This is a genomic window from Lentzea sp. NPDC042327, assembly GCF_040647275.1.
In the GTDB taxonomy this organism is placed as follows: domain Bacteria; phylum Actinomycetota; class Actinomycetes; order Mycobacteriales; family Pseudonocardiaceae; genus Lentzea.
Genome location: NZ_JBEZBX010000004.1, coordinates 253,984 through 273,207, shown reverse-complemented (window position 1 = coordinate 273,207; position 19,224 = coordinate 253,984). Strand labels below are relative to the sequence as shown.

Sequence of the window (19,224 nt, the reverse complement as noted above, 5' to 3'; positions counted from 1 at the left end):
CGTCGCGGCCGGGCCCCGGTGCCGATCCGGTCTGCGCCGCTGCCGGGCGGCATCAGGCGGTGAAGCGAGCGGCTTGGCCGTCGATGAAGTTCTGCGCGCGTTCGAGGGTGTGCGAGCTGTACGTCCCTCCTGCGCGGGCATCGAGCAGGGCGTTCTGCTGGGCGTCCAGGAGGAGGCGTTGGAGTTCCCCCTGCTGGTGCAGGGGGCTGTCCGGATCGCGGTCCGCGGTCAGCATCTTGTCGAGGATCTCCGCCAGGGCGAGACCTCGTGCCCGAGCCTGCTCCAGCACCGCCTCGTCGAACGGCGTGCCGTTCTGGCGTTCGAGCGCGGTGTTCTCGAGCACGGCCTGGGTCGCGGTCATCATCTCGGCGGCGAGGCGGGCGTACTCGCGGCGCTCGTGCTCCTCGTCGTTGCCGCGGATGCCGAGCAGCCGGATGAGCGCGGGCAGGGTGCCGCCCTGCAGGAGCAGCGTGACGATCGCGACGGTGAACGCGATCAGCACGAGCTCCGCGCGGTGGGGCACGTCGGTGGGCAGCGACTGGGCGGCGGCGAGCGTGACGACGCCGCGCATGCCCGACCACGCGAGCACCGCACCGCCACGCCAGCCGAGCCCTTCGCTGGCGAAGAACGTGGCGTCCGCGTGCTTGCGCTGCAACGCCCTGGTGGCGCGCTCGTAGCGCCTGCCGGGTTGCGGGCCGTGCTCGGAGATCCGGTCGAGCACCGCCTCGATCCGCCCGGTGAGCCGGTCGGCACGGCGCTGCTGGCGGCGCAGCAACGCGATCAGCGGCACCACGAACACCACCCGCAGGACGATCAGCAGCGCCGTCGCCAGCAGGCCGAGGGTGAACGCGGCCCACACGCTCTCACCCGATGCCCGCACGTCGCTGACGACCGCCGTGATCTCGAACCCCATCAGGAGGAAGACACCGTTCTCCAGCAACAACTGAATGGTGCGCCAGTTGGTGCGCTCGGAGATCCGGTCGTGCGCGGTGAACCGCTTCGCGCTCTGATGACCGGTGATCAGCCCCGCCGTCACGACGGCGATCACGCCGGACGCATGCAGCTCCTCTGCCGGGATGAAGGCGAGGAACGGTACGACGAACGAGATCGCGGTCGTCAGCACCGGCTGCCCCTGGATCCGCGACCGGGCCCAGACCGACACCACCCCGACCACAGCACCCACGACCACGCCGATGAGGACCGCTCGCCCGAAGTCGCCGAGCGCTCCCCAGAAGCTGACCGTGCCCGCGATCGCCGCCACGGCCGTGCGCAACAGCACGAGCGCCGTCGCGTCGTTGACCAGCCCCTCACCCTCCAGGATGGTGACGAGCCGCGGCGGCAACCCCAGCCGCTTGCCGATCGACGTGGCCGCCACCGCGTCCGGCGGGCTGATCACCGCACCGAGCGCGACCGCGGCCGGAAACCCGATCTCGGGCAACAACCACCAGATCAGCAACCCGGTGCCGAACGCCGACCCGACGACCAGCAACACCGACAACGCGCCGATCGTGCGGAAGTTGCGCCGGAAGTCCATCACCGGCACGTTCACCGCCGCCGAGTAGAGGATCGGCGGCAGCACCACCACGAGGATCCACTCGGGCTCCACGACCACGTGCGGCGCACCGGGCACCTGGCTGCACACCATCCCGACCACGACGAGCAGCACCGGCGCCGCCACCCCGACCCGCGGCGCGACGTACGACACCACGACGATGATCAGCACCGCGACGACGGCGAGCAACGCCAGCTCCTGCATGATCGTCAGTCTGGCCGCCCACGCCGCGTCCGGCCATGCGAGCCACGCCGCGGCGCAACTCGGCAACTGGCACGCCCGCTCCACTGCGCCCGGCGGGGCGTCGGCCGATTCGCGGCCGCCACGCCCGCTCGCGCCCCGCGCTCTGACGGGCCGCCGGCCGGTTCGCAGCCCAAGCGTCCACTCTGGCCTGGCGTCCGCCGGCACGCGCGCCCGCGTCCCACCGAGCCCTGGTGGGCGTCGGCCGGTTCACGACCGCAGCGTCCCTCCCAGCCCGGCGTCTGCCGGCACATCCGCTCGTGCCCCATCGCGCCCTGACGGGCTGCTGGCCGGTCCGCAACCGCAGCCTCCCCCCATCCGGCGTCCGCCGCCACGACCTGCTCACCCCAGCCGCCGCGCTCGCCTCACCGAGTCAGGCCGGGCCGATGGCCCGTTCGCAACCGCGGCGTCCACTCCGGCCCAGCGCCCGCCGGCACGTCCACTCGCACCCCACCGCGTCCTGACGGGTCGCTGACCCGTTCGCAACCGTGGCGTCCACCCCCGCCCGGCACCCGTCGCCACGCCCCGCTCACCCCCAGCCGCCGTGCCCGCTCTCACCCGCCCACACCAGCAGCACCGGGCAAGGCGCGTGGTCCACGACGTACCGGCTCGCCGGCCCGAGGCTCTTCGGCCCCGGACGCCCGTGGTCCCCGTCCCGCGCCACGACCAGCAGCTCCGCCCCCTCCGCCGCCGCGACGACCTCCCGCTCGACCCGGCCCGACCGCTCCAGCCGGGTGCACGGCCGCCCGAGTCGCGAAGCAGCCGAGGCGAGCAGGTCCGAGCCTGAGGTCGACGCCAGCGACTCCAGGGTCGTGCCGGGGTCGAGGCCGCGGCGGCCGAGCAGGCCGGCGAACGCGCCGTGGGCCGCGTGCGGCACGTCGTGACCGCTGACGTGCAGGAGGGTGATGTCGGCGTTCGGGTAGGCCTTCGCCGCGTCGACGCACGCGGGCCAAGTGCCCTCGACGACCCAGACCAGGACGGCCACTCAGCCTCCGATCAGCAGCAGGGAACCCCACAGTGCCACCACCGCGGCGACCAGGCTCGCCGGTACGGTCAGCAGGCCGAGCCTGGTGAACTCGCCGAGGTCCACGTCGTGGTCGTGCTGGTGGACGATCCGCCGCCACAGCAACGTCGCCAGCGAGCCCGCGTACGTCAGGTTCGGGCCGATGTTCACCCCGAGCAGCACCGCCAGCACACCGCCGGGGCCGGTGGCGGCCACCAGCGGCAGCAGCACCAGGACCGCGGGCAGGTTGTTGATCAGGTTCGCCAGCACCGCCGCCAGCGCCGCGACCGCGAGCAGGGCCACCAGGCCGTTCCCGTCGGGGATGACGCGGGCCAGCGCGGCGCCGAGACCGTTGTCCACGACCGCCTTCACGATGATCCCGAGCGCCAGCACGAACGCCAGGAACGGCAGCGACACCGAGGCCACGACCTTGCGGACCGTCGTCCGCCGCCGTGCCAGCGCCCGGACCGCCAGCACCGCGGCGCCCGCCGTCGCCGCCCAGGCCGGGTCCACGCCGACCGCCGAGGTCACCACGAAACCGGCGAGCGTGGCCACGACCGTCGCCAGCGCGAACACCGGCATCTCGGGCGCCTCCTCGTGCCGCGGTTCGGCGCTGCCGGCGAGCTCGTGCGCGAAGAACCGCCGGAACACCAGGTACTCGGCCAGCACCGCCACCACCCACGGGCCCGCCATCAGCCCGGCGAACCGCGTGAACGACAGGCCGCTCGCCGTGAACGCCAGCAGGTTCGTCAGGTTCGACACCGGCAGCAACGTCGAGGCCGTGTTCGACAGGTGCGTGCACGCGTAGACCGGCGCCTTGGGCCGCACCCCGGCCCGTGCCGCCGTCGCGAACACCACCGGGGTCAGCAGCACGACCGTCGCATCGAGACTGAGCACCGCCGTGATCACCGACGCGAGCCCGAACACCCCGGCCAGCAACCGCTGCGGCCGTCCCGCCGCCCACCGCCCCAGCCAGGCACCGCAGGCCCGGAACAGACCCTCGTCCGCGCACAGCTGCGCCAGCACCAGCACCGCCGCCAGGAACCACACGACCGGCGCCAGCCGCACCACCTCGTCCCACGCGTGCGGCAGCCCGATCGCCCCGGTCAGCACCGCGACCGCCGCCGCGGGCACCGCCACCACCGCCTCGGGCAGTCCACGGGGGCGCACCACCGCGCACACCAGCACCAGCACGAGCAGGACGACCGACACGCCCTCCGCCAGCCACCCGCTCAACACCCGGCACTCCCGTCTCGCACCCGTTCGCCGCAATCGAACCACGCGCGAACGGGCCGCCGCCGGACGAGCGCCCGTGGCCTTGACCACGGGCGCGAGGACCGGGTCAGGAGGCCGTGAACGTCAGCGTGAAGCTCGTCTTCTCCGCGTGCAGCCGGTGCCGGGGGAGGACACCGGGCCCGCACGACGCCGTTCCCAGGCCGTGCTGCGCCACGTCGAGGTTCAGGTGCACCCGGTCCCGTGCCCGCAGGTCGGTGGTGTGCGTGGCCGCGTCGAGGTCCTCGGACGTCCACCGGCGCGCGGCGAAGTCGAACACCGGCTCGCCCTCCACCCGCACCCGGCGCACGCCGTCGCTCAGCTCCAGCCACCGGGCGTCGGCGCGGTTGCCGTTCTCCTGCGGGAACACGTACGGCGTCTGCAGACCGTCCACGGTGGACGCGAACCGCCCGACGCGCACCGCCTGCCGGCTGTCGGCGTAGGCCTCGCCGGGCCCGCGGCCGAACCAGGACACGGCGTCCAGCGCCCCCGGCAGCGCCAGCCGCAGCCCGAGCCGGGGCAGCGTGCACGGCCACTCGCCGTCCGGTTCCACGTCCACCCGCAGCCGCAGCCGGTCGCCCTCGGCGGTCCACCGGTAGTCGGCGCGCATCCCGAACCCCCACGCGGGCGGCGCCACCCGCGTCCGCACGGTGATCGAGTGCTCCGCCACCTCCACGGCGGCCACCCGGTGCTGCACCCGGTGCAACCCGGCCGCGCGCCACGCCCGCTCGTCGGAGGCCTGGTCGCCGCCGCGGTCGTTGTCGGTCGGCGCCCGCCACAGGTCGAGGCGGGGGCCGTCCAGCTGCAGCGGGCCGAGCCGGGTCAGCAGGCCGGTGACCGGGGAGAACACGCCGGGACCGAGCCGCAGGACCCCGCCGCTCCGCACGACCGCGGCAGGCACGTCGCCACCGGCCGCCTCTCGACCGCGCGCACCGACGACCGCGACCTGCCCCACCGCCACCACGTGCCCGGCCGCTGCCCACCGCGTGCCCGCCGCCAGCACGGCCCGCACGGTCAGCCACCCCTCGCCAGCGACGTCCGGCAGCTCCGGCAACGGCACCTCGGCGTCCTGCCCCGGCCCGGTCGCCGGCACCGCCAGCACCCCGGACGCCACCGCGCCCCCGTCGTCCTCGTACACCCACTCGAACCGCAGGTGCTCCAGCGACACGAGGTCGTAGCGGTTCACCACCCGCACACCGCCGCCGGCACCGGCCGAGATCCGCACCGGCGCGAACACCGCAGCGAACTCCACCAGCCCCGGCGAGGGCACCCGGTCGGGGAACACGAGCCCGTCGATGACGAAGTTCCCGTCGTGCAGCGGTTCGCCGAAGTCGCCGCCGTAGGAGAACCGCCCGTCACCGGCGATCCCGTGGTCGATCCACTCCCAGACGAACCCGCCCTGCACGTGCGGGTACCGCTCGAACAGCTCCCGGTACTCCAGCATCCCGCCCGGCCCGTTGCCCATGGCGTGCGCGAACTCGCACAGCACGAACGGCAGCGCCCGGCGGCGTTCGTTCGCGTCCTCGCGCCGCCCGATCTGCTCGACCTCGGCGTGCGAGGCGTACATGCGGCTGTGGACGTCCACGTACTCGCAGTCGAGGTCGCCCTCGTAGTGCACCGGCCGGGACGGGTCGCGGTCACGGGTCCAGGCCGCCATCGCCGCCAGGTTCTGGCCCGTGTGCGACTCGTTGCCGAGCGACCACAGCACGATCGACGGGTGGTTCTTGTCCCGCTCGACCATGCGCCGCATCCGGTCCAGGTAGGACTCGAGCCACACCGGGTCGGCGCTCGGGTTCCCGGACCAGCCGAGCTCGGTGAACCCGTGCGTCTCCAGGTCGCACTCGTCGACCACCCACAGCCCGTACTCGTCGCACAGCGACAGGAAGAACGGGTCGGGCGGGTAGTGGCTCGTGCGGACGGCGTTGACGTTGTGGCGCTTCATCAGCTCGACATCCGCCACCGCGGACGCACGCGGCACCGCACGGCCCAGCGCCGGGTGGTGCTCGTGCCGGTTCACGCCGCGGAACTCGATCCGCGACCCGTTGACCGTCAGCACCCCGTCGACGATCGCGACCGTGCGGAACCCGATCCGCACCGGCACCCGTTCCGCGGCGGTGTGCACGACACCGTCGTACAACCGCGGCTGCTCAGCGCTCCACGGTTCCACCGCGACCGCCGCGCTCTCACCGGCGGGCAGGTCGTGCACGTCCAGCTCCGGCACGGTGACCAGCAGCCCGTCACCCTCCACCGACAGCGTGCCCAGTCCCGTGAGGTGGTCGTAGGAGGCGTTGAGCCGGTAGTCCGCGACGCCGCCGCGCGGACGGGACAGCAGCGCGACGCCGCGGAAGATCCCGGACAGCCACCACATGTCCTGGTCCTCCAGGTAGCTGCCGGAGGACCACTGGTGCACCCGCACGACGAGGACGTTGCGGTGCGGGCGGAGCACCGCGCTCACGTCGAACTCCGCCGGCAGCCGGCTGCCGCGCGTCACGCCCAGCTCGACGCCGTTGAGCCACACCCGCCCGCACGAGTCGACGCCGTCGAACCGCAGCACCGCCGGCTCGTCCGGCCAGAACACCGGCAGGTCGAACACGAGCCGGTGGTCGCCGGTCGGGTTCTCCGACGGCACGCGCGGCGGGTCGACGGGGAACGGGTACCGGACGTTCGTGTACGCGGGCGACCCGTGCCCCTGCAGCTGCCAGTGACCGGGAACGGTGATCGTGTCCCAGGAGCTGTCGTCGAAGTCCTCCGCGGCCACGTCGTCGGACAGCACGGCGGTGGGGGACAGGCGGAACCGCCACGCCCCGTCGAGCGGCAGTGCGGCCGCGTCGGAGGAGAAGTGCGCGCGCGGGGGCAGCGCGCCGTGGCCGGGACGGGGGTCTTCGAGGTAGGTCGGCTGAGACATGTGTTCCTTAGCCCTCGACAGCGCCTGCGGCGATGTTGCGGATGAGATCACGTGCGCTGATCGAGGAACATGACCACCAGCGGCACGACCGCCACTGGAGGACGGGTGTTCCACGTCGTGACGAATATCCGTGAGCGCTCCCGTGAGCGTTCACGGATCGGTGCGAAGGATGAGCGCCGCCGTCACGACCAGCTCGGCACCCGACAGCGGTTGCCCGCCGGCCAGCAGCAGGGCGGCCTGCTCGACGACGGTGCCGAGCTGCAACCCGTCGAACCCGACCACGGCGAGGTCGTCCGGCACCTTCAGACCGCGCCTGCGGGCAGAGCGCAGCGCCCCGATCGCGATGATGTCGTTGAACGCGAACACCGCGGTGACACCGGGATGCCGGTCCAGCAGCGCGGTGAGGGCCTCGGCGCCGCCGTCGACGGACTGGTGCGCGCCCGTGACGGCACGCGAGTCGAGCCCGTGCGTGGCCATCGCCGCGCAGAACCACGCGTGCCGGTCACCGGGGTCGGCGCGGTTGGCGTGGTCGAGCATGCCGACGTGCCGGTGCCGGCCGCGACGAGGTGGTCGACAGCGGCGTCGCGTCGAGGACGCGCCGTTTGGTGGCGCTGTCGATCTCGCCCTTGTCGTTGAGCGCGCGCGACACGGTCTGCCCCGACACGCCCGCGGCGCTCGCGACGTCGTTGATCGTTGCGCGCTTCATGACGACCGAGTGTGCCGCCCGTCCTAGCCGACCAGGCGGCGGCGCCAGTCCAGCGCGGTGACGGAGATGGCCCGGCCGGGGTCGCCGTTCCACTCGGTGCGCAGACCGGCCGCCTCGACCGCGGCGACGATCTCGGCGCCGACCGCGGCGGTGGTCTCGGCCGTGCCGTCGAAGCCGCCGTAGTACAGCGCCAGCCCGTGGCCGGCCGCGGCGGCGTCCGTGGACTGGGCGTGGAAGTAGACGAACCCGCGGGCGCCCGGAGCGGCCTCGTCGCCGATCTCGGCGTTGCCGCAGGTGCGGCAGCAGGTGAAGTTCTCGCGGGCGGTGATGCCCGCCTCGTCGAGCGCGGCGAACGCGCGGGTGAGCCGTTCCGGGTCGGTCTCGCCCTCCCAGGTCGCCTGTTCCTCGACCCGTTCCTGCCACAGCCGGTCGGCCAGTGCCCGCGCCTGCTCGGGTGAGACGGGCCTGCGGTCCTTCGTGGCCAGGTGGTCCTCAGCGAGCTCGGCCAGGTCCGCGCGGGAGGCGTAGCCGCCGGCCAGCACCTCGCGGACGCGCTGCTCCAGCGACGTGCGCTCCTCCTCGGTGAGGTCGAGCGACGGCACCTGCGCCGCGGGCGGCAGGTCCAGCGGCGACCAGGCCAGGCCGCGGTCCCAGCCGCTCTCCCGGCGGGCCCAGCCGACGAGGGTCGCGGCCACGGCGTCCGGCTCGCCGGCGGTCGCCGTGAAGTGCCGGTCCGCGGCGCCGTCGCGGTGCTCCACGGAGTAGTCGCCGCCGTTCTGGTGCCAGACCTGGGCGAACACCCCGGGCAGGTCGGGCACCCGCTGCACGACGAGGAACCGGTCACCGGCGCCGCCGATCCGGTGGACCAGCCCGGCCAGCTCCTGCTCGGACACGCGGACGTGCCGTTCACCGTTCTCCACCTGCACCGTGATCTCCAGCATGCGCAGACTCTGGCACACGCCCCTCAGCCCGCCGCGGAGGCCAGCGCGTCGAGCACGGTTGTGATCGGGGCGCGCGAACCCCGCCGCACGGCCGCCGTGATCCGGCGGGTCACCGGCAGCTCGCGCGCCACCACGTCGAAGCGCGGGTGAACGGCCAGCGCGGGCAGCAGCGCGACCGCCAGCCCGGCCTCGACGTGCTGCAACGTCAGCACGTAGTTGCTGAAGCGGGCCACCACCCGCGGCTCGAACCCGGCCTGCCGGCACAGCCGCGTGGCCAGGTTCGCCATGTACGAGCCGGGCACGTCGAACACCCACCGCTCGTCCTTGCACGCCTTCAGGTCCGTCGCGGGGTGACCGGGCGGGGTCAGCAGCACCACCGGGTCCTCGCCGAGCGGCACGACGTCGACGTCCGGCGGCACCGGCAGCTCCACGAAGTCGGTGGTCGTGATGATCACGTCGACCTCGCCGGCCAGCAGCGCGGGCATGCTCGCGTGCGGTTCCAGCTCGACCAGCTGCACGTCCAGGTGCGGGTGGTCCAGCTGCCCGATCGCGGGCACGGCCAGCGTGTGGATCGAGCTCTGGAACGCCCCGAGCCGCACCCGCCCGGACGGTTCGGCGTTGAGCCCGCGCAGCTCGGCCTCGACGGCGTCCATGTGGTCGAGGACCGCCCGCGCCCGCCGCGCCAGGATCAACCCGGCCGACGTGAGCCGCACCCGCCGCCCGGTGCGTTCCAGCAGCTGCGTGCGCGTCTCCGCCTCCAGCACCGCCAGCTGCTGCGACACGCTCGACGCACTCATGTTCGCGGCCTGCGCCACCGCGCGCACGGTGCCCAGCGCGTCCAGCTGGCTCAGCAGCTTCAGCCGCCACGGGTTCAACGTCATGCTGTGCAGTATTTCCGAACAGCGAGCGTGGGATTGTGAGATGGACCTGATGCTCGCGCGCTCGTAGCGTCCCGGTCCATGGAGACCTTCTGGGAGGACGTGGACCGCCACCTCGTGCGCTACGGCGGCACCTTCACGCGAGAGATCATCGACAGCGCCGCGGGCAGCTTCCTGTTCACCGAGGACGGCCGCCGCATCCTGGACTTCACCTCCGGTCAGATGAGCGCGATCCTCGGCCACTCGCACCCGCGGATCGTCGCGACCGTGCAGCGCCAGATCGCGAACCTCGACCACCTCTTCAGCGGCATGCTCAGCCGCCCGGTCGTCGACCTGGCCCGCCGGCTCGCCGGGACGCTGCCGGACCCGTTGCGGAAGGTGCAGCTGCTCACCACCGGTGCCGAGTCGAACGAGGCCGCGCTGCGCATGGCCAAGCTGGTCACCGGCAAGCACGAGGTCGTGGCCTTCGCCCGGTCCTGGCACGGCATGACCGCCGGTGCCGCGGCCGCCACCTACAGCGCGGGCCGCAAGGGCTACGGGCCGGTGGGCGGCAACTTCGCGATCCCGGTGCCGACCGCCGACTGGCAGGCGCAGCTCGACCTGGCGTTCGACCTGATCGACGCCCAGTCGGTGGGCTCGCTGGCCGCGTGCATCGTCGAGCCGGTCCTGAGCTCCGGCGGCATCATCGAACCGCCGCTGGGCTACTTCGCGGCCTTGCAGGCCAAGTGCCGCGAGCGCGGCATGCTGCTGATCTTCGACGAGGCGCAGACCGGCCTGTGCCGCACCGGCACCTGGTACGCGTTCGAACGCGACGGCGTGGTGCCCGACATCCTGACGCTGTCCAAGACCCTGGGCGCCGGCCTGCCGCTGGCCGCCGTCATCACCTCCGCCGAGATCGAGGAGGAGGCGCACGCCCGCGGCTACCTGTTCTTCACCACCCACGTCTCCGACCCGCTGGTCGCCGCCGTCGGCAACACGGTGCTGGACGTGCTGGTCGAGGAACAGCTGGACGAGCGGGTGGTGAAGCTCGGGGCGCACCTGCGCACCGGGCTGGACGACATCGCCGCGCGGCACGACCTGGTGACCGACGTGCGCGGACGCGGGTTGCTGGTCGGGGTGGAGATCGGGGACGAGTCGCTGCACGCGCCGATCACGCGGAGGTGCCTGGAGCTGGGGCTGCACATGAACATCGTGCAGACGCCCGGGATGGGCGGGGTGTTCCGGATCGCACCGGCGTTGACCACGACGGAGGAGGAGCTGGACCTCGGCTTGAGCATCCTCGACGAGGCGATCGGATCGACGACGGCCTAGGTTGGAGGGCATGGCGCTCACCGAGGACGAGACCGCGATCGTCGCACTGGCCGGCGAGTTCGTCGACCGCGAGGTGCGGCCGGTGGCACGGGAGCTCGACCACACCGACACCTACCCCGAGGCGCTCATCGACCAGATGAAGGAGATGGGCGTCTTCGGGCTGGCGGTGCCGGAACCGTGGGGGTCGGTGGCGGTGTCGGCCGAGTGCTACGCGATGGTGACCTCGGAGCTGGCCCGCGGGTGGATGTCGCTGGCCGGTGCGATGGGCGGGCACACGGTCGTCGCCAAGCTGCTGGTGGCGTTCGGCACCCGCGAGCAGCAGGACGCCTACCTGCCGCGGATGGCCACCGGTGAGCTGCGGGCGACGATGGCGCTGACCGAACCCGGCGGCGGCTCCGACCTCCAGGCCATCCGCACCACGGCGCGCAGGGACGGCGCGGACTACGTGGTCAACGGTTCCAAGACGTGGATCACCAACGCGCGCAGGTCGGGGCTGATCGCGTTGCTGTGCAAGACGGACCCGTCGGCGTCGCCGCCGCACAAGGGCGTGTCCGTGCTGCTGGTCGAGAAGGGGCCGGGGCTCACGGTGTCGCGCGACCTGCCCAAGCTCGGCTACAAGGGCGTGGAGAGCTGCGAGCTGTCCTTCGACGACTTCCGCGTGCCCGCGACCGCGGTCCTCGGCGGTGTGGAGGGCCAGGGGTTCGCGCAGATGATGCGCGGCCTTGAGATCGGGCGCATCCAGGTCGCGTGCCGGGCCCTCGGCGTCGCGCAGGCGGCGCTGGACGACTCGCTCAGGTACGCCCAGGAGCGCGAGAGCTTCGGCAAACCCATCTGGCAGCACCAGTCCATCGGCAACTACCTCGCGGACATGGCCACGAAGCTCGAAGCCGCCCGCCAGCTCACCCTGCACGCCGCCCGCCGGTACGACTCGGGGGAGCGCGCGGACCTGGAGGCCGGCATGGCGAAGCTGTTCGCCTCGGAGACCGCGATGGAGGTGGCGTTGACCGCCGTGCGCATCCACGGCGGCTACGGCTACTCCACGGAGTTCGACGTCGAGCGCTACTTCCGCGACGCACCGCTGATGATCGTCGGTGAGGGCACCAACGAGATCCAGCGGACCGTCATCGCCCGCCAGCTGGTGAAGAGGGCGAAGTGACCACCGACCTGCTGCTCCCCGACCCCGCGCACGCACTGGGCGCGCTGCTCGACGTGCCGGTGCCCGACCTCGCCGAGGAGGGCCTGCCGCTGCTGTGGCACTGGCTCTACCTGCTCGACCGCCCGGCGCAGGCCGACCTCGGGCCGGACGGGCACCCGTTCCGCAACACCGTCCCGGTCCCGCCACCCGGACGGCGCCGGATGTGGGCGGGTGGCCGCGTGCGCCGCTCGGGGCCGCTGCGCTGCGGCGAGACGGCCACGCGGGAGACGACCGTGCTGTCCACCGAGGACAAGCAGGGCCGGTCGGGGCCGTTGACGTTCGTCGTGGTGCGGCACCAGATCTGGCAACGCGGGGAGGTCGTGGTCGAGGAGGAGCAGGACCTCGTCTACCGCGAACCCGGAACGACCCCGGACTTCCCGGAGACACCGGAGGTGCCCGCCGCGGAGCACGAGTGGGCCGTCGACGTGACCCCGACGCTGCTGTTCCGGTTCTCCGCGCTGACCTACAACGCCCACCGCATCCACTACGACCGCGACTACGCGCGGGACGTGGAGGGGTATCCGGGCCTGCTGACGCACGGGCCGTTGCAGGCGCTCGCGATGGCCGAGGCGGGGAGGAGGGCGGGGCTCGCCGGTGACTTCGAGTACCGGCTCGTGGCCCCGTTGTTCGACCACCAGGGGATGGTGGTGACGCCGACGTCGGTGCGCGACCGGTACGGCCGGCGCACCGCGACCGGCGGGTTCACCGGAGCGCCCCGGTGAACCCGCCGGTCCTCAGACGGCGGTGAGCTCCGCGGTCCTGCGGCGCCGCAGCCGCAACACCACCGCCACCGCGAGCAGGACGACCAGCACCGCGTAGCAGACGGCCGCGAACGGGCTCGCCACCAGCGCGGTCAGGTCGCCCTCGCTGATCTGGAGGGTCCGGCGCAGCTGCTCCTCCGCCAGCGGGCCGAGGATCATGCCGACCACCAGCGGTGCCACCGGGTAGCCGTGGCGGCGCATGAAGAAGCCGACCACGCCGATCACCAGCAGCACGACCAGGTCGTCCACCACGAAGTTCACCGCGTAGGTGCCCAGCGCGGCGAACAGCAGGATGCCCGCGTACAGGTACGGGCGGGGGATCTGCAGCACCTTCACCCAGATCCTGACCAGCGGCAGGTTCAGCACGAGCAGCATCACGTTGCCGATGTACAGCGACGCGATCAGCGCCCACACCATCTCGCTGTTGTTCGTGAACAGCAGCGGTCCCGGCTGGATGCCGTAGCTCTGGAACGCCGCCACGATCACCGCGGCCGTCGCCGTCGTCGGCAGGCCCAGCGTCAGCAACGGCACCAGCACGCCCGCCGCGGCCGCGTTGTTCGCCGCCTCCGGGCCCGCCACGCCCTCGATCGCGCCCTTGCCGAACTCCTCCGGCCGCGTGGAGAGCTTCTTCTCCGCCGCGTACGACAGGAACGTCGACACGTCCGCGCCACCGGCGGGCACGGTGCCGATCGGGAAGCCGATCACCGTGCCGCGCAGCCACGGCTTCCACGACCGCGACCAGAACTCGCGGGTGAACCACTTGCCGCCGACCGGGATGACCTCGATCGGGCCGTGCCGCAGCCGGGAGGCGACGTAGAACGCCTCGCCCACCGCGAACACGCCGACCGCCACCACGACCACGTCGACGCCGTCGGCCAGCGTCGGGATGCCCAGCGTGAACCGGGACTGCCCGGACAGCGTGTCCGTGCCGATCAGGCCGATGAACAACCCGAGCGCCAGCGACGCGAGACCGCGCACGGGGGAGGACCCGAGCAGCGCGGCGACCGTCGTGAACGCCACGACCATCAGCGCGAAGTAGTCGGCAGGGCCGAGGGTGACCGCGACGTCCGCGATCGTGGGGGCCAGCGCGGTCAGCAGGACGGTGGCGATGGTGCCCGCCACGAACGACCCGATCGCCGCCGTCGCGAGTGCCGCCGCGCCCTTGCCCGCGCGGGCCATCTTGTTGCCCTCCAGCGCGGTCACGATCGACGCGGACTCGCCGGGCGTGTTCAGCAGGATCGACGTGGTCGACCCGCCGTACATGCCGCCGTAGTAGATGCCCGCGAAGATGATCAGCGCGGCCGTCGGTTCGAGCGTGTAGGTCAGCGGCAGCAGCAACGCCACCGTCATCGCGGGCCCGATGCCCGGCAGCACGCCGACCGCGGTGCCGAGCGTGACGCCCAGCAGCGCGTAGAGCAGGTAGAGGGGCTGCGCGGCGGTCGCGAAACCGTCGATCAGCGCGGTGATGTCACCCATCGAGGAGGGGCACCCCCTCGAAGATCCCGGCGGGCAGCGACAGGCCCAGCCCGGACGCGAACACGACCTGCACCACCAGTGCCAGCACCACGGCGACGATCAGCGCGCGCCACCACACGGCACCCAGCGCCCAGGCGGCGCCGAAGAACAGCACGGTCGCGGCCACCGGCCACCCGGCGATGTCGATCAGCGCCAGGTGCGCCACCAGCACGACCACCAGCTTGGCCACCGTCGCCCAGTCGGTGCGGACGCCGGTGTCGACGTCCTCACCGTCCTCGGCCTGGCCGAGCTTGCCGCGTGCGGTGGCGATGATCGCCGCGATGCCGGTGACGACCAGCAACGCACCCACGGCGTAGGGGAAGGCACGCGGCCCGACGGAGGTGTCGGTGCCGCGCGAGGCGATCGTGGTCGCGTCGACCAGGACGAACGCCCCGATCGCCACGACCAGCCCGCCGAAGCCGTACTCCTCGGCCTTCTCCGCACTCACTTCGCGAGGCCCATCTCCTCGAGCGCGGGCTTGATCCGGCCGATCTCCTTGGTGAGGAACGTCGAGAACTCGTGACCGGTGAGGAACGTGTCCGTCCAGCCCTTCTTCTTGAGCTCCTCCTGCCACTGCGGGCTGTTGCGCATGTCGGTGACCAGCGTGATCAGCCGCTCCTTGGCCGCGGGCGAGATCGAGCCGGGCGCCACCACACCGCGCCAGTTGATCAGCTCGACGCCCTTGCCGACGCCCTTGAGCGTGGGCACGCTGCCGCCGAGGTCCGTGTGCTCCTTCGGACCGGACGTGCCGAGCGCGCGCAGCTTGCCCGCCTTGATCTGCTCGCGGTACTCGCCGATGCCGGAGATGCCCGCGTCGACCTTCTTGCCCAGCAGCGCGGCCAGCGACTCACCACCGCCGGAGTACGGGATGTAGTTGAGCTTGAGCGGGTCGATCTCCTTGGCGGCCAGCAGCATGGCCGCGAGCAGGTGGTCGGTGCCGCCCGCCGAACCGCCGGTGATCGAGACGCCCTTGCCCTTCTCGTTCACGGCGTTGAGCAGGTCGTCGATCGTCTTGTGCGGCGAGTCGGCCGGCACGACGACGACCTCGTCCTCCGCGGTGAGCCGCGCGATCGGGGTGGTGTCCTCCAAGCGGGTGTCGACGTTGTTGGTCTCCACCGCGCCGACCATCACCAGACCGGTGACCATCAGGTACTGCTCGGAGCGCTCGTTCGCGAGCTTCTTCAGCCCGACCGTGCCGCCCGCGCCGCCGACGTTGCTGACCTGGATCGATCTCACCAGGTTCGCGCCGTTCATGGCCGTCTGCATCGCGCGCGCCGTCTGGTCCCAGCCACCGCCGGGGTCGGCGGGCGCCATGATCTCCAGCTTGGCGAGCGCGTCGGAGCCGCTCTGCCCCTTCTGGCCGCACCCGGTGACCAACAATCCCGCTGCGGCCACCACCGCGACCCATTTCCTGCTCATCGTCCACACACCCGTTCCCTCGGCGACGTTGGGCGGGAACGCTAAGGAGGGGTGCGTTCACACGTAAGCAAACGGTCGTAAGACTCGTATTGGTCGTTTAGTTTGTGGCGCCGACCACAGCTCTTGCATTAGAAACGTCAGCCATGCGCAGCCGTCGCCGCGTCTCACTGGGCGTCTCCCTGCTGGTACTGCAGGTGGTCATCGTCCTGGTGACCACCTGCGCCGCCGGCCTGCTCGCGGCCAAGCTGCAGAGCGACCGCATCCGCGACTCCTACCAGGACCGGATGCTGGCCGTCGCCGAGAGCGTCGCCCGGCTGCCGACCGTGGTCGGCGCGTTCGGCAGCCCCGATCCGGCGGCGACCATCCAGCCGCTGGCCGAGCTGATCCGCACCGCCTCCGGCGTGACGTACGTGGTGGTCACGAACGACAGGGGCGTCCGCTACGCGCACCCCGACCCGCGCCGCATCGGCGAGCGCGTCTCCACCGACCCGTCCACGGCCCTGTCGGGCAACGTCTTCGTCGGCACCGAGACCGGCACCCTGGGCACCTCGCTGCGGGCGAAGGTCCCGATCCGCTCCGAGGACGGCAGGATCATCGGCATGGCCTCGGTCGGCATCCTGGAGAGCCAGCTGTCCGCCGACCTCGCGGAGGACCTGCCCGAGCTGATCGGCTGGCTCGCACTGGCCGCCCTGGTCGGCGTGCTGGGCGCCGCCCTGGTCACCCAGCTGGTGCGCCGCCGCACGTTCCGGCTCGAACCCGCCGAGATCGCCCAGCTGCTGGAGACCCGCGACGCGATGCTGCACGGCATCCGCGAGGGCGTCGTGGCCGTTGACGAACACGGCCGCCTCGCGCTGGTCAACGACGAGGCCATGCGCCTGCTCGGCCTGGGCGCCGACCCCACCGGCCGCCCCGCCGACGAGGTGCTCGACTCCGGCGTCCTCGACCTCGCCCGCGGCGACGACGTCTCCGACCGCCTCGTCCTCGCGGGCGAACGGGTCCTGGTCGCCAACCGGATGACCGCGAAGACCGCGGGCCGTGCCGTCGGCGTGGTCCTCACCCTGCGCGACCGCACCGAGCTGCACGACGCCCTGCGCCAGCTCGACGGCCAGCGCACCGTCACCGAGGTGCTCCGCGCGCAGGCCCACGAGTTCTCCAACCACCTGCACGTCATCGGCGGACTCGTGGAGCTCGACCGCCGCGACGACGCCGTCGCCTACATCGAACGCGTCGGCGGCGCCGGCTCGCTCACCTCCGACATCGTCACCGGCGCGGGCGCAGACCCCGCGCTGGCGGCGTTGCTGCTCGCGAAGTCCTCCACGGCCCACGAACGCGGCGTGGCCCTGCGCCTGGACGCCACCTCGTCGGTCGACGTCCGCGCCGGCGACGACGCGCTGACCGTGCTCGGCAACCTCCTCGACAACGCCGTCGACGCCGTGGACACCGGCGGCACCGTCCGGGTGCTGGTCCGGTCGTCCGACGCCGGTGTGCGGGTCGTGGTCGACGACGACGGCCCCGGCATCGCCGAACCCGACCGCAACCGCGTCTTCGACCTCGGTGTCAGCTCCAAGGCGGTGGCCGGCGCGCACGGCAGGGGCATCGGCCTCGCACTGGTCTCCCGCGTGGTCACCCGCCGCAACGGCAGGGTCGACGTCACGGACTCTTCGCTCGGCGGCGCGTCGTTCGACGTGTGGCTACCGGAAACGGGGAACAGATGACCGTCCGCACGCTCGTGGTCGACGACGACTTCGCCGTCGCCGCCATCCACCGCGAGTTCCTCACGGCCCTGCCCGAGTTCGAGGTGGTCGGCGAGGCCCACGGCGGCGGCGAGGCCCTGCGCGCGGTCGAGGTGCTGCGCCCGGACCTGGTGCTGCTCGACATCCACCTCCCCGACATCTCCGGCCTGGAGGTGCTGGCCCGCCTGCGCGCCCGTTCCGTCCCGCCGGTGGACGTCATCGCGGTGACGGCCGCCCGCGAGCTGGAGACCGTGCGCCAGGCGATGTCCCGCGGCGTCGACCACTACCTCGTGAAGCCGTTCACCCGCACGGCGTTCCTCGACCGCATGCAGCAGTACGCGGTGCGCCGCACCGAGGTGCAGCGCCTCGGCCAGTGGCTCGACCAGGACGAGGTCGACCAGCTGCTGCAACACCGCCCGCGCTCGGCCGGTGTGCCGAAGGGCCTGTCCGCACTGACCCTGAAGCTGGTCATCGCCGCGTTGCGCGACTGCGAGAGCGACCTGTCGGCGCAGGAGGTCGGCGAACGGGCCGGGTTGTCGCGGGTGAGCGCGCGGCGGTACCTGGAACACCTGGTGAGCATCGGCAAGGCCGAGGTGCAGCCGCGGTACGGAATGGCGAACCGGCCTTCACACGGTTACCGCCTGACCTGAGGAAATTGCGGTGCCGCGGCGAAGCCGGATGATTCCGCTAATCGTGCAGCAACCGGTCGACCAGCAGCTTCACGTCGGGTTCGCCGAAACCGCGCGGGAGTTGCACGTACTGCGCCGCGGCGAGGTGCTCCAGCTCGGGCGGAAGTGTCGCGGCTGTGAGCTTCAACCGGGCGCCGAGCAGCACCGGAACCACCGGTACACCGCTCTCGTGCGCCAGGACGAGCTCTCTGCGCACCCAGTCGGCGGGGTTCTCCAGCAACGGCACGCCGTTCTCGTCGGCCTCGTTCTCCCAGCGGCGCCCGATCACCGCGAGGACCGTCTCGCAGTGGCGCACGTTGTCCTCCAGGGCGGTGGCGAAGTCCGGTGTGCCGGGCCGGATCGAGCGCACGTCCCGGAAGACCGCCTTCTCACCGAGCCGGCGGCTGAGCTCCCGGTGCAGCAGCTCCGGCGCCTCCTGGCCGTCGCCGGTGCGGTAGTTGATGAAGAACCGCGGCCAGGGCGCCGGCTCCTCCACCTGCACCCGGTAGGGGCTCAGCAGGTCGCGCAGCCAGGGGAGCTCGGCGTCGTCGTCGAGGACGTGCCGGACACCGGTCGGCACGGGCGCGGCGCAGCGGTCGTCGAAGAGCACCAGGGTGTCGCGAGGCATGTCCGCGATGGACTGCCAGAGGATGCCGTCCGCCCACGGGACCTGGTCGTGCAGCCACGTCGCCCACTCCCTGGTGAACGGGAAGTGCTCCGGGGGACCGGTGACGAGCCGGCTGTCCTGGTGCACCTCGGCGAGGTCGTGGGCGCTGTACAGCCGGACCAGGGCCAGGTCACGGGAGGTGCGCACCTCGGTCAGCACCTGACCGGCCAACGCGGCCCGGGGCAGCACCCGTTCGGTGCCCGGCGTCAGCGCGAACTCGCGCAGGAACCGCTCCGCGACGGTCGTCTCCGGCGCGGCCGACAGGCACAGCGTGCGGTAGCCGCAGGCAGCGGTCGCGTCGAACCGGCCGCCACCGGCGAACAGGCTGGTCTGCGGCCGGTCGAACAGCAGCGGGTCGTGGGCAGCGGCGTGCACCCGGTGCAGCACCGTGCCGACGGGAACGGTCGCGCGTGACGGCGTGCCGGTGAGGGTCGCGGGAGGCGCGTGGTGGATCACGG

17 protein-coding genes are annotated in these 19,224 nt (G+C 72.6%); 5 read left to right on the top strand and 12 right to left on the bottom strand.

The features are described 5' to 3' along the window. Positions 1-52 precede the first annotated feature (52 nt). The 8 genes from AB0A63_RS12140 to AB0A63_RS12105 all read right to left on the bottom strand — a co-directional run bounded on the left by AB0A63_RS12140 (position 53) and on the right by AB0A63_RS12105 (position 9,500). Positions 53-1,756 carry a sodium:proton antiporter gene (locus AB0A63_RS12140; RefSeq protein WP_360388977.1) on the bottom strand — a complete coding sequence of 568 codons (1,704 nt, stop codon included), beginning with the start codon at positions 1,754-1,756 and terminating at the stop codon, positions 53-55. Positions 1,757-2,321: 565 nt separating this feature from the next. Next, on the bottom strand, positions 2,322-2,777 hold the full coding sequence (locus AB0A63_RS12135; protein ID WP_360388974.1) for a universal stress protein: 456 nt from the start codon (positions 2,775-2,777) through the stop codon (positions 2,322-2,324). Continuing rightward, positions 2,778-4,034, bottom strand: a complete 1,257-nt coding sequence (locus tag AB0A63_RS12130) for an SLC13 family permease (RefSeq protein WP_360388971.1) — start codon at positions 4,032-4,034, stop codon at positions 2,778-2,780. A 103-nt stretch (positions 4,035-4,137) separates the two neighbouring features. Continuing rightward, positions 4,138-6,972: a glycoside hydrolase family 2 TIM barrel-domain containing protein gene (locus tag AB0A63_RS12125; RefSeq protein ID WP_360388968.1), complete on the bottom strand. Its 2,835-nt coding sequence runs from the start codon at positions 6,970-6,972 to the stop codon at positions 4,138-4,140. Between the two features lie 150 nt (positions 6,973-7,122). Beyond that, positions 7,123-7,509 carry a substrate-binding domain-containing protein gene (locus tag AB0A63_RS12120; protein ID WP_360388965.1) on the bottom strand — a complete coding sequence of 129 codons (387 nt, stop codon included), beginning with the start codon at positions 7,507-7,509 and terminating at the stop codon, positions 7,123-7,125. Next, on the bottom strand, positions 7,475-7,678 hold the full coding sequence (locus AB0A63_RS12115; protein ID WP_360388962.1) for a LacI family DNA-binding transcriptional regulator: 204 nt from the start codon (positions 7,676-7,678) through the stop codon (positions 7,475-7,477). The genes AB0A63_RS12120 and AB0A63_RS12115 overlap by 35 nt, the downstream gene beginning before the upstream one ends. 23 nt (positions 7,679-7,701) lie before the next feature. Continuing rightward, entirely contained in the window at positions 7,702-8,619 is a 918-nt protein-coding gene (locus AB0A63_RS12110) for a hypothetical protein (RefSeq protein WP_360388959.1), read from the bottom strand. Between the two features lie 23 nt (positions 8,620-8,642). After that, a complete protein-coding gene (locus tag AB0A63_RS12105) occupies positions 8,643-9,500 on the bottom strand; it encodes a LysR substrate-binding domain-containing protein (protein ID WP_360388956.1) in 858 nt (285 codons plus the stop codon). Positions 9,501-9,578: 78 nt separating this feature from the next. Here AB0A63_RS12105 and AB0A63_RS12100 point away from each other — a divergent pair, with 78 nt between their 5' ends. Genes AB0A63_RS12100 through AB0A63_RS12090 form a run of 3 tightly spaced genes read left to right on the top strand, consistent with a single transcriptional unit; the run spans position 9,579 to position 12,725 of the window. Continuing rightward, positions 9,579-10,808, top strand: coding sequence for an aspartate aminotransferase family protein (locus AB0A63_RS12100; protein WP_360388953.1), 1,230 nt, complete (start codon positions 9,579-9,581; stop codon positions 10,806-10,808). A gap of 10 nt (positions 10,809-10,818) precedes the next feature. Then, the gene (locus tag AB0A63_RS12095) at positions 10,819-11,964 is read left to right on the top strand and encodes an acyl-CoA dehydrogenase family protein (protein ID WP_360388950.1); all 1,146 of its coding nucleotides are present in this window, start codon (positions 10,819-10,821) and stop codon (positions 11,962-11,964) included. Then, positions 11,961-12,725: a MaoC family dehydratase N-terminal domain-containing protein gene (locus AB0A63_RS12090; RefSeq protein WP_360388948.1), complete on the top strand. Its 765-nt coding sequence runs from the start codon at positions 11,961-11,963 to the stop codon at positions 12,723-12,725. Before AB0A63_RS12095 ends, AB0A63_RS12090 begins: the two co-directional genes overlap by 4 nt. Before the next feature lie 12 nt (positions 12,726-12,737). Here the strand turns inward: AB0A63_RS12090 and AB0A63_RS12085 are convergent, their stop codons facing one another. Genes AB0A63_RS12085 through AB0A63_RS12075 form a run of 3 tightly spaced genes read right to left on the bottom strand, consistent with a single transcriptional unit; the run spans position 12,738 to position 15,698 of the window. Then, a complete protein-coding gene (locus AB0A63_RS12085) occupies positions 12,738-14,240 on the bottom strand; it encodes a tripartite tricarboxylate transporter permease (protein WP_360388945.1) in 1,503 nt (500 codons plus the stop codon). After that, entirely contained in the window at positions 14,233-14,727 is a 495-nt protein-coding gene (locus AB0A63_RS12080; RefSeq protein ID WP_360388943.1) for a tripartite tricarboxylate transporter TctB family protein, read from the bottom strand. The genes AB0A63_RS12085 and AB0A63_RS12080 overlap by 8 nt, the downstream gene beginning before the upstream one ends. Next, complete coding sequence (locus AB0A63_RS12075; RefSeq protein ID WP_360388941.1) at positions 14,724-15,698, bottom strand: tripartite tricarboxylate transporter substrate-binding protein; 975 nt, start codon at positions 15,696-15,698, stop codon at positions 14,724-14,726. Before AB0A63_RS12075 ends, AB0A63_RS12080 begins: the two co-directional genes overlap by 4 nt. Before the next feature lie 143 nt (positions 15,699-15,841). On the opposite strand from AB0A63_RS12075, the gene AB0A63_RS12070 reads away from it, so the two are divergent. Beyond that, complete coding sequence (locus tag AB0A63_RS12070) at positions 15,842-17,413, top strand: sensor histidine kinase (protein ID WP_360388938.1); 1,572 nt, start codon at positions 15,842-15,844, stop codon at positions 17,411-17,413. Next, complete coding sequence (locus AB0A63_RS12065; RefSeq protein ID WP_360388935.1) at positions 17,410-18,081, top strand: response regulator; 672 nt, start codon at positions 17,410-17,412, stop codon at positions 18,079-18,081. Before AB0A63_RS12070 ends, AB0A63_RS12065 begins: the two co-directional genes overlap by 4 nt. A 37-nt stretch (positions 18,082-18,118) precedes the next feature. Here AB0A63_RS12065 and AB0A63_RS12060 read toward each other — a convergent pair whose 3' ends face one another. Beyond that, positions 18,119-19,222, bottom strand: a complete 1,104-nt coding sequence (locus AB0A63_RS12060) for an RES family NAD+ phosphorylase (RefSeq protein ID WP_360388932.1) — start codon at positions 19,220-19,222, stop codon at positions 18,119-18,121. Positions 19,223-19,224 lie beyond the last annotated feature (2 nt).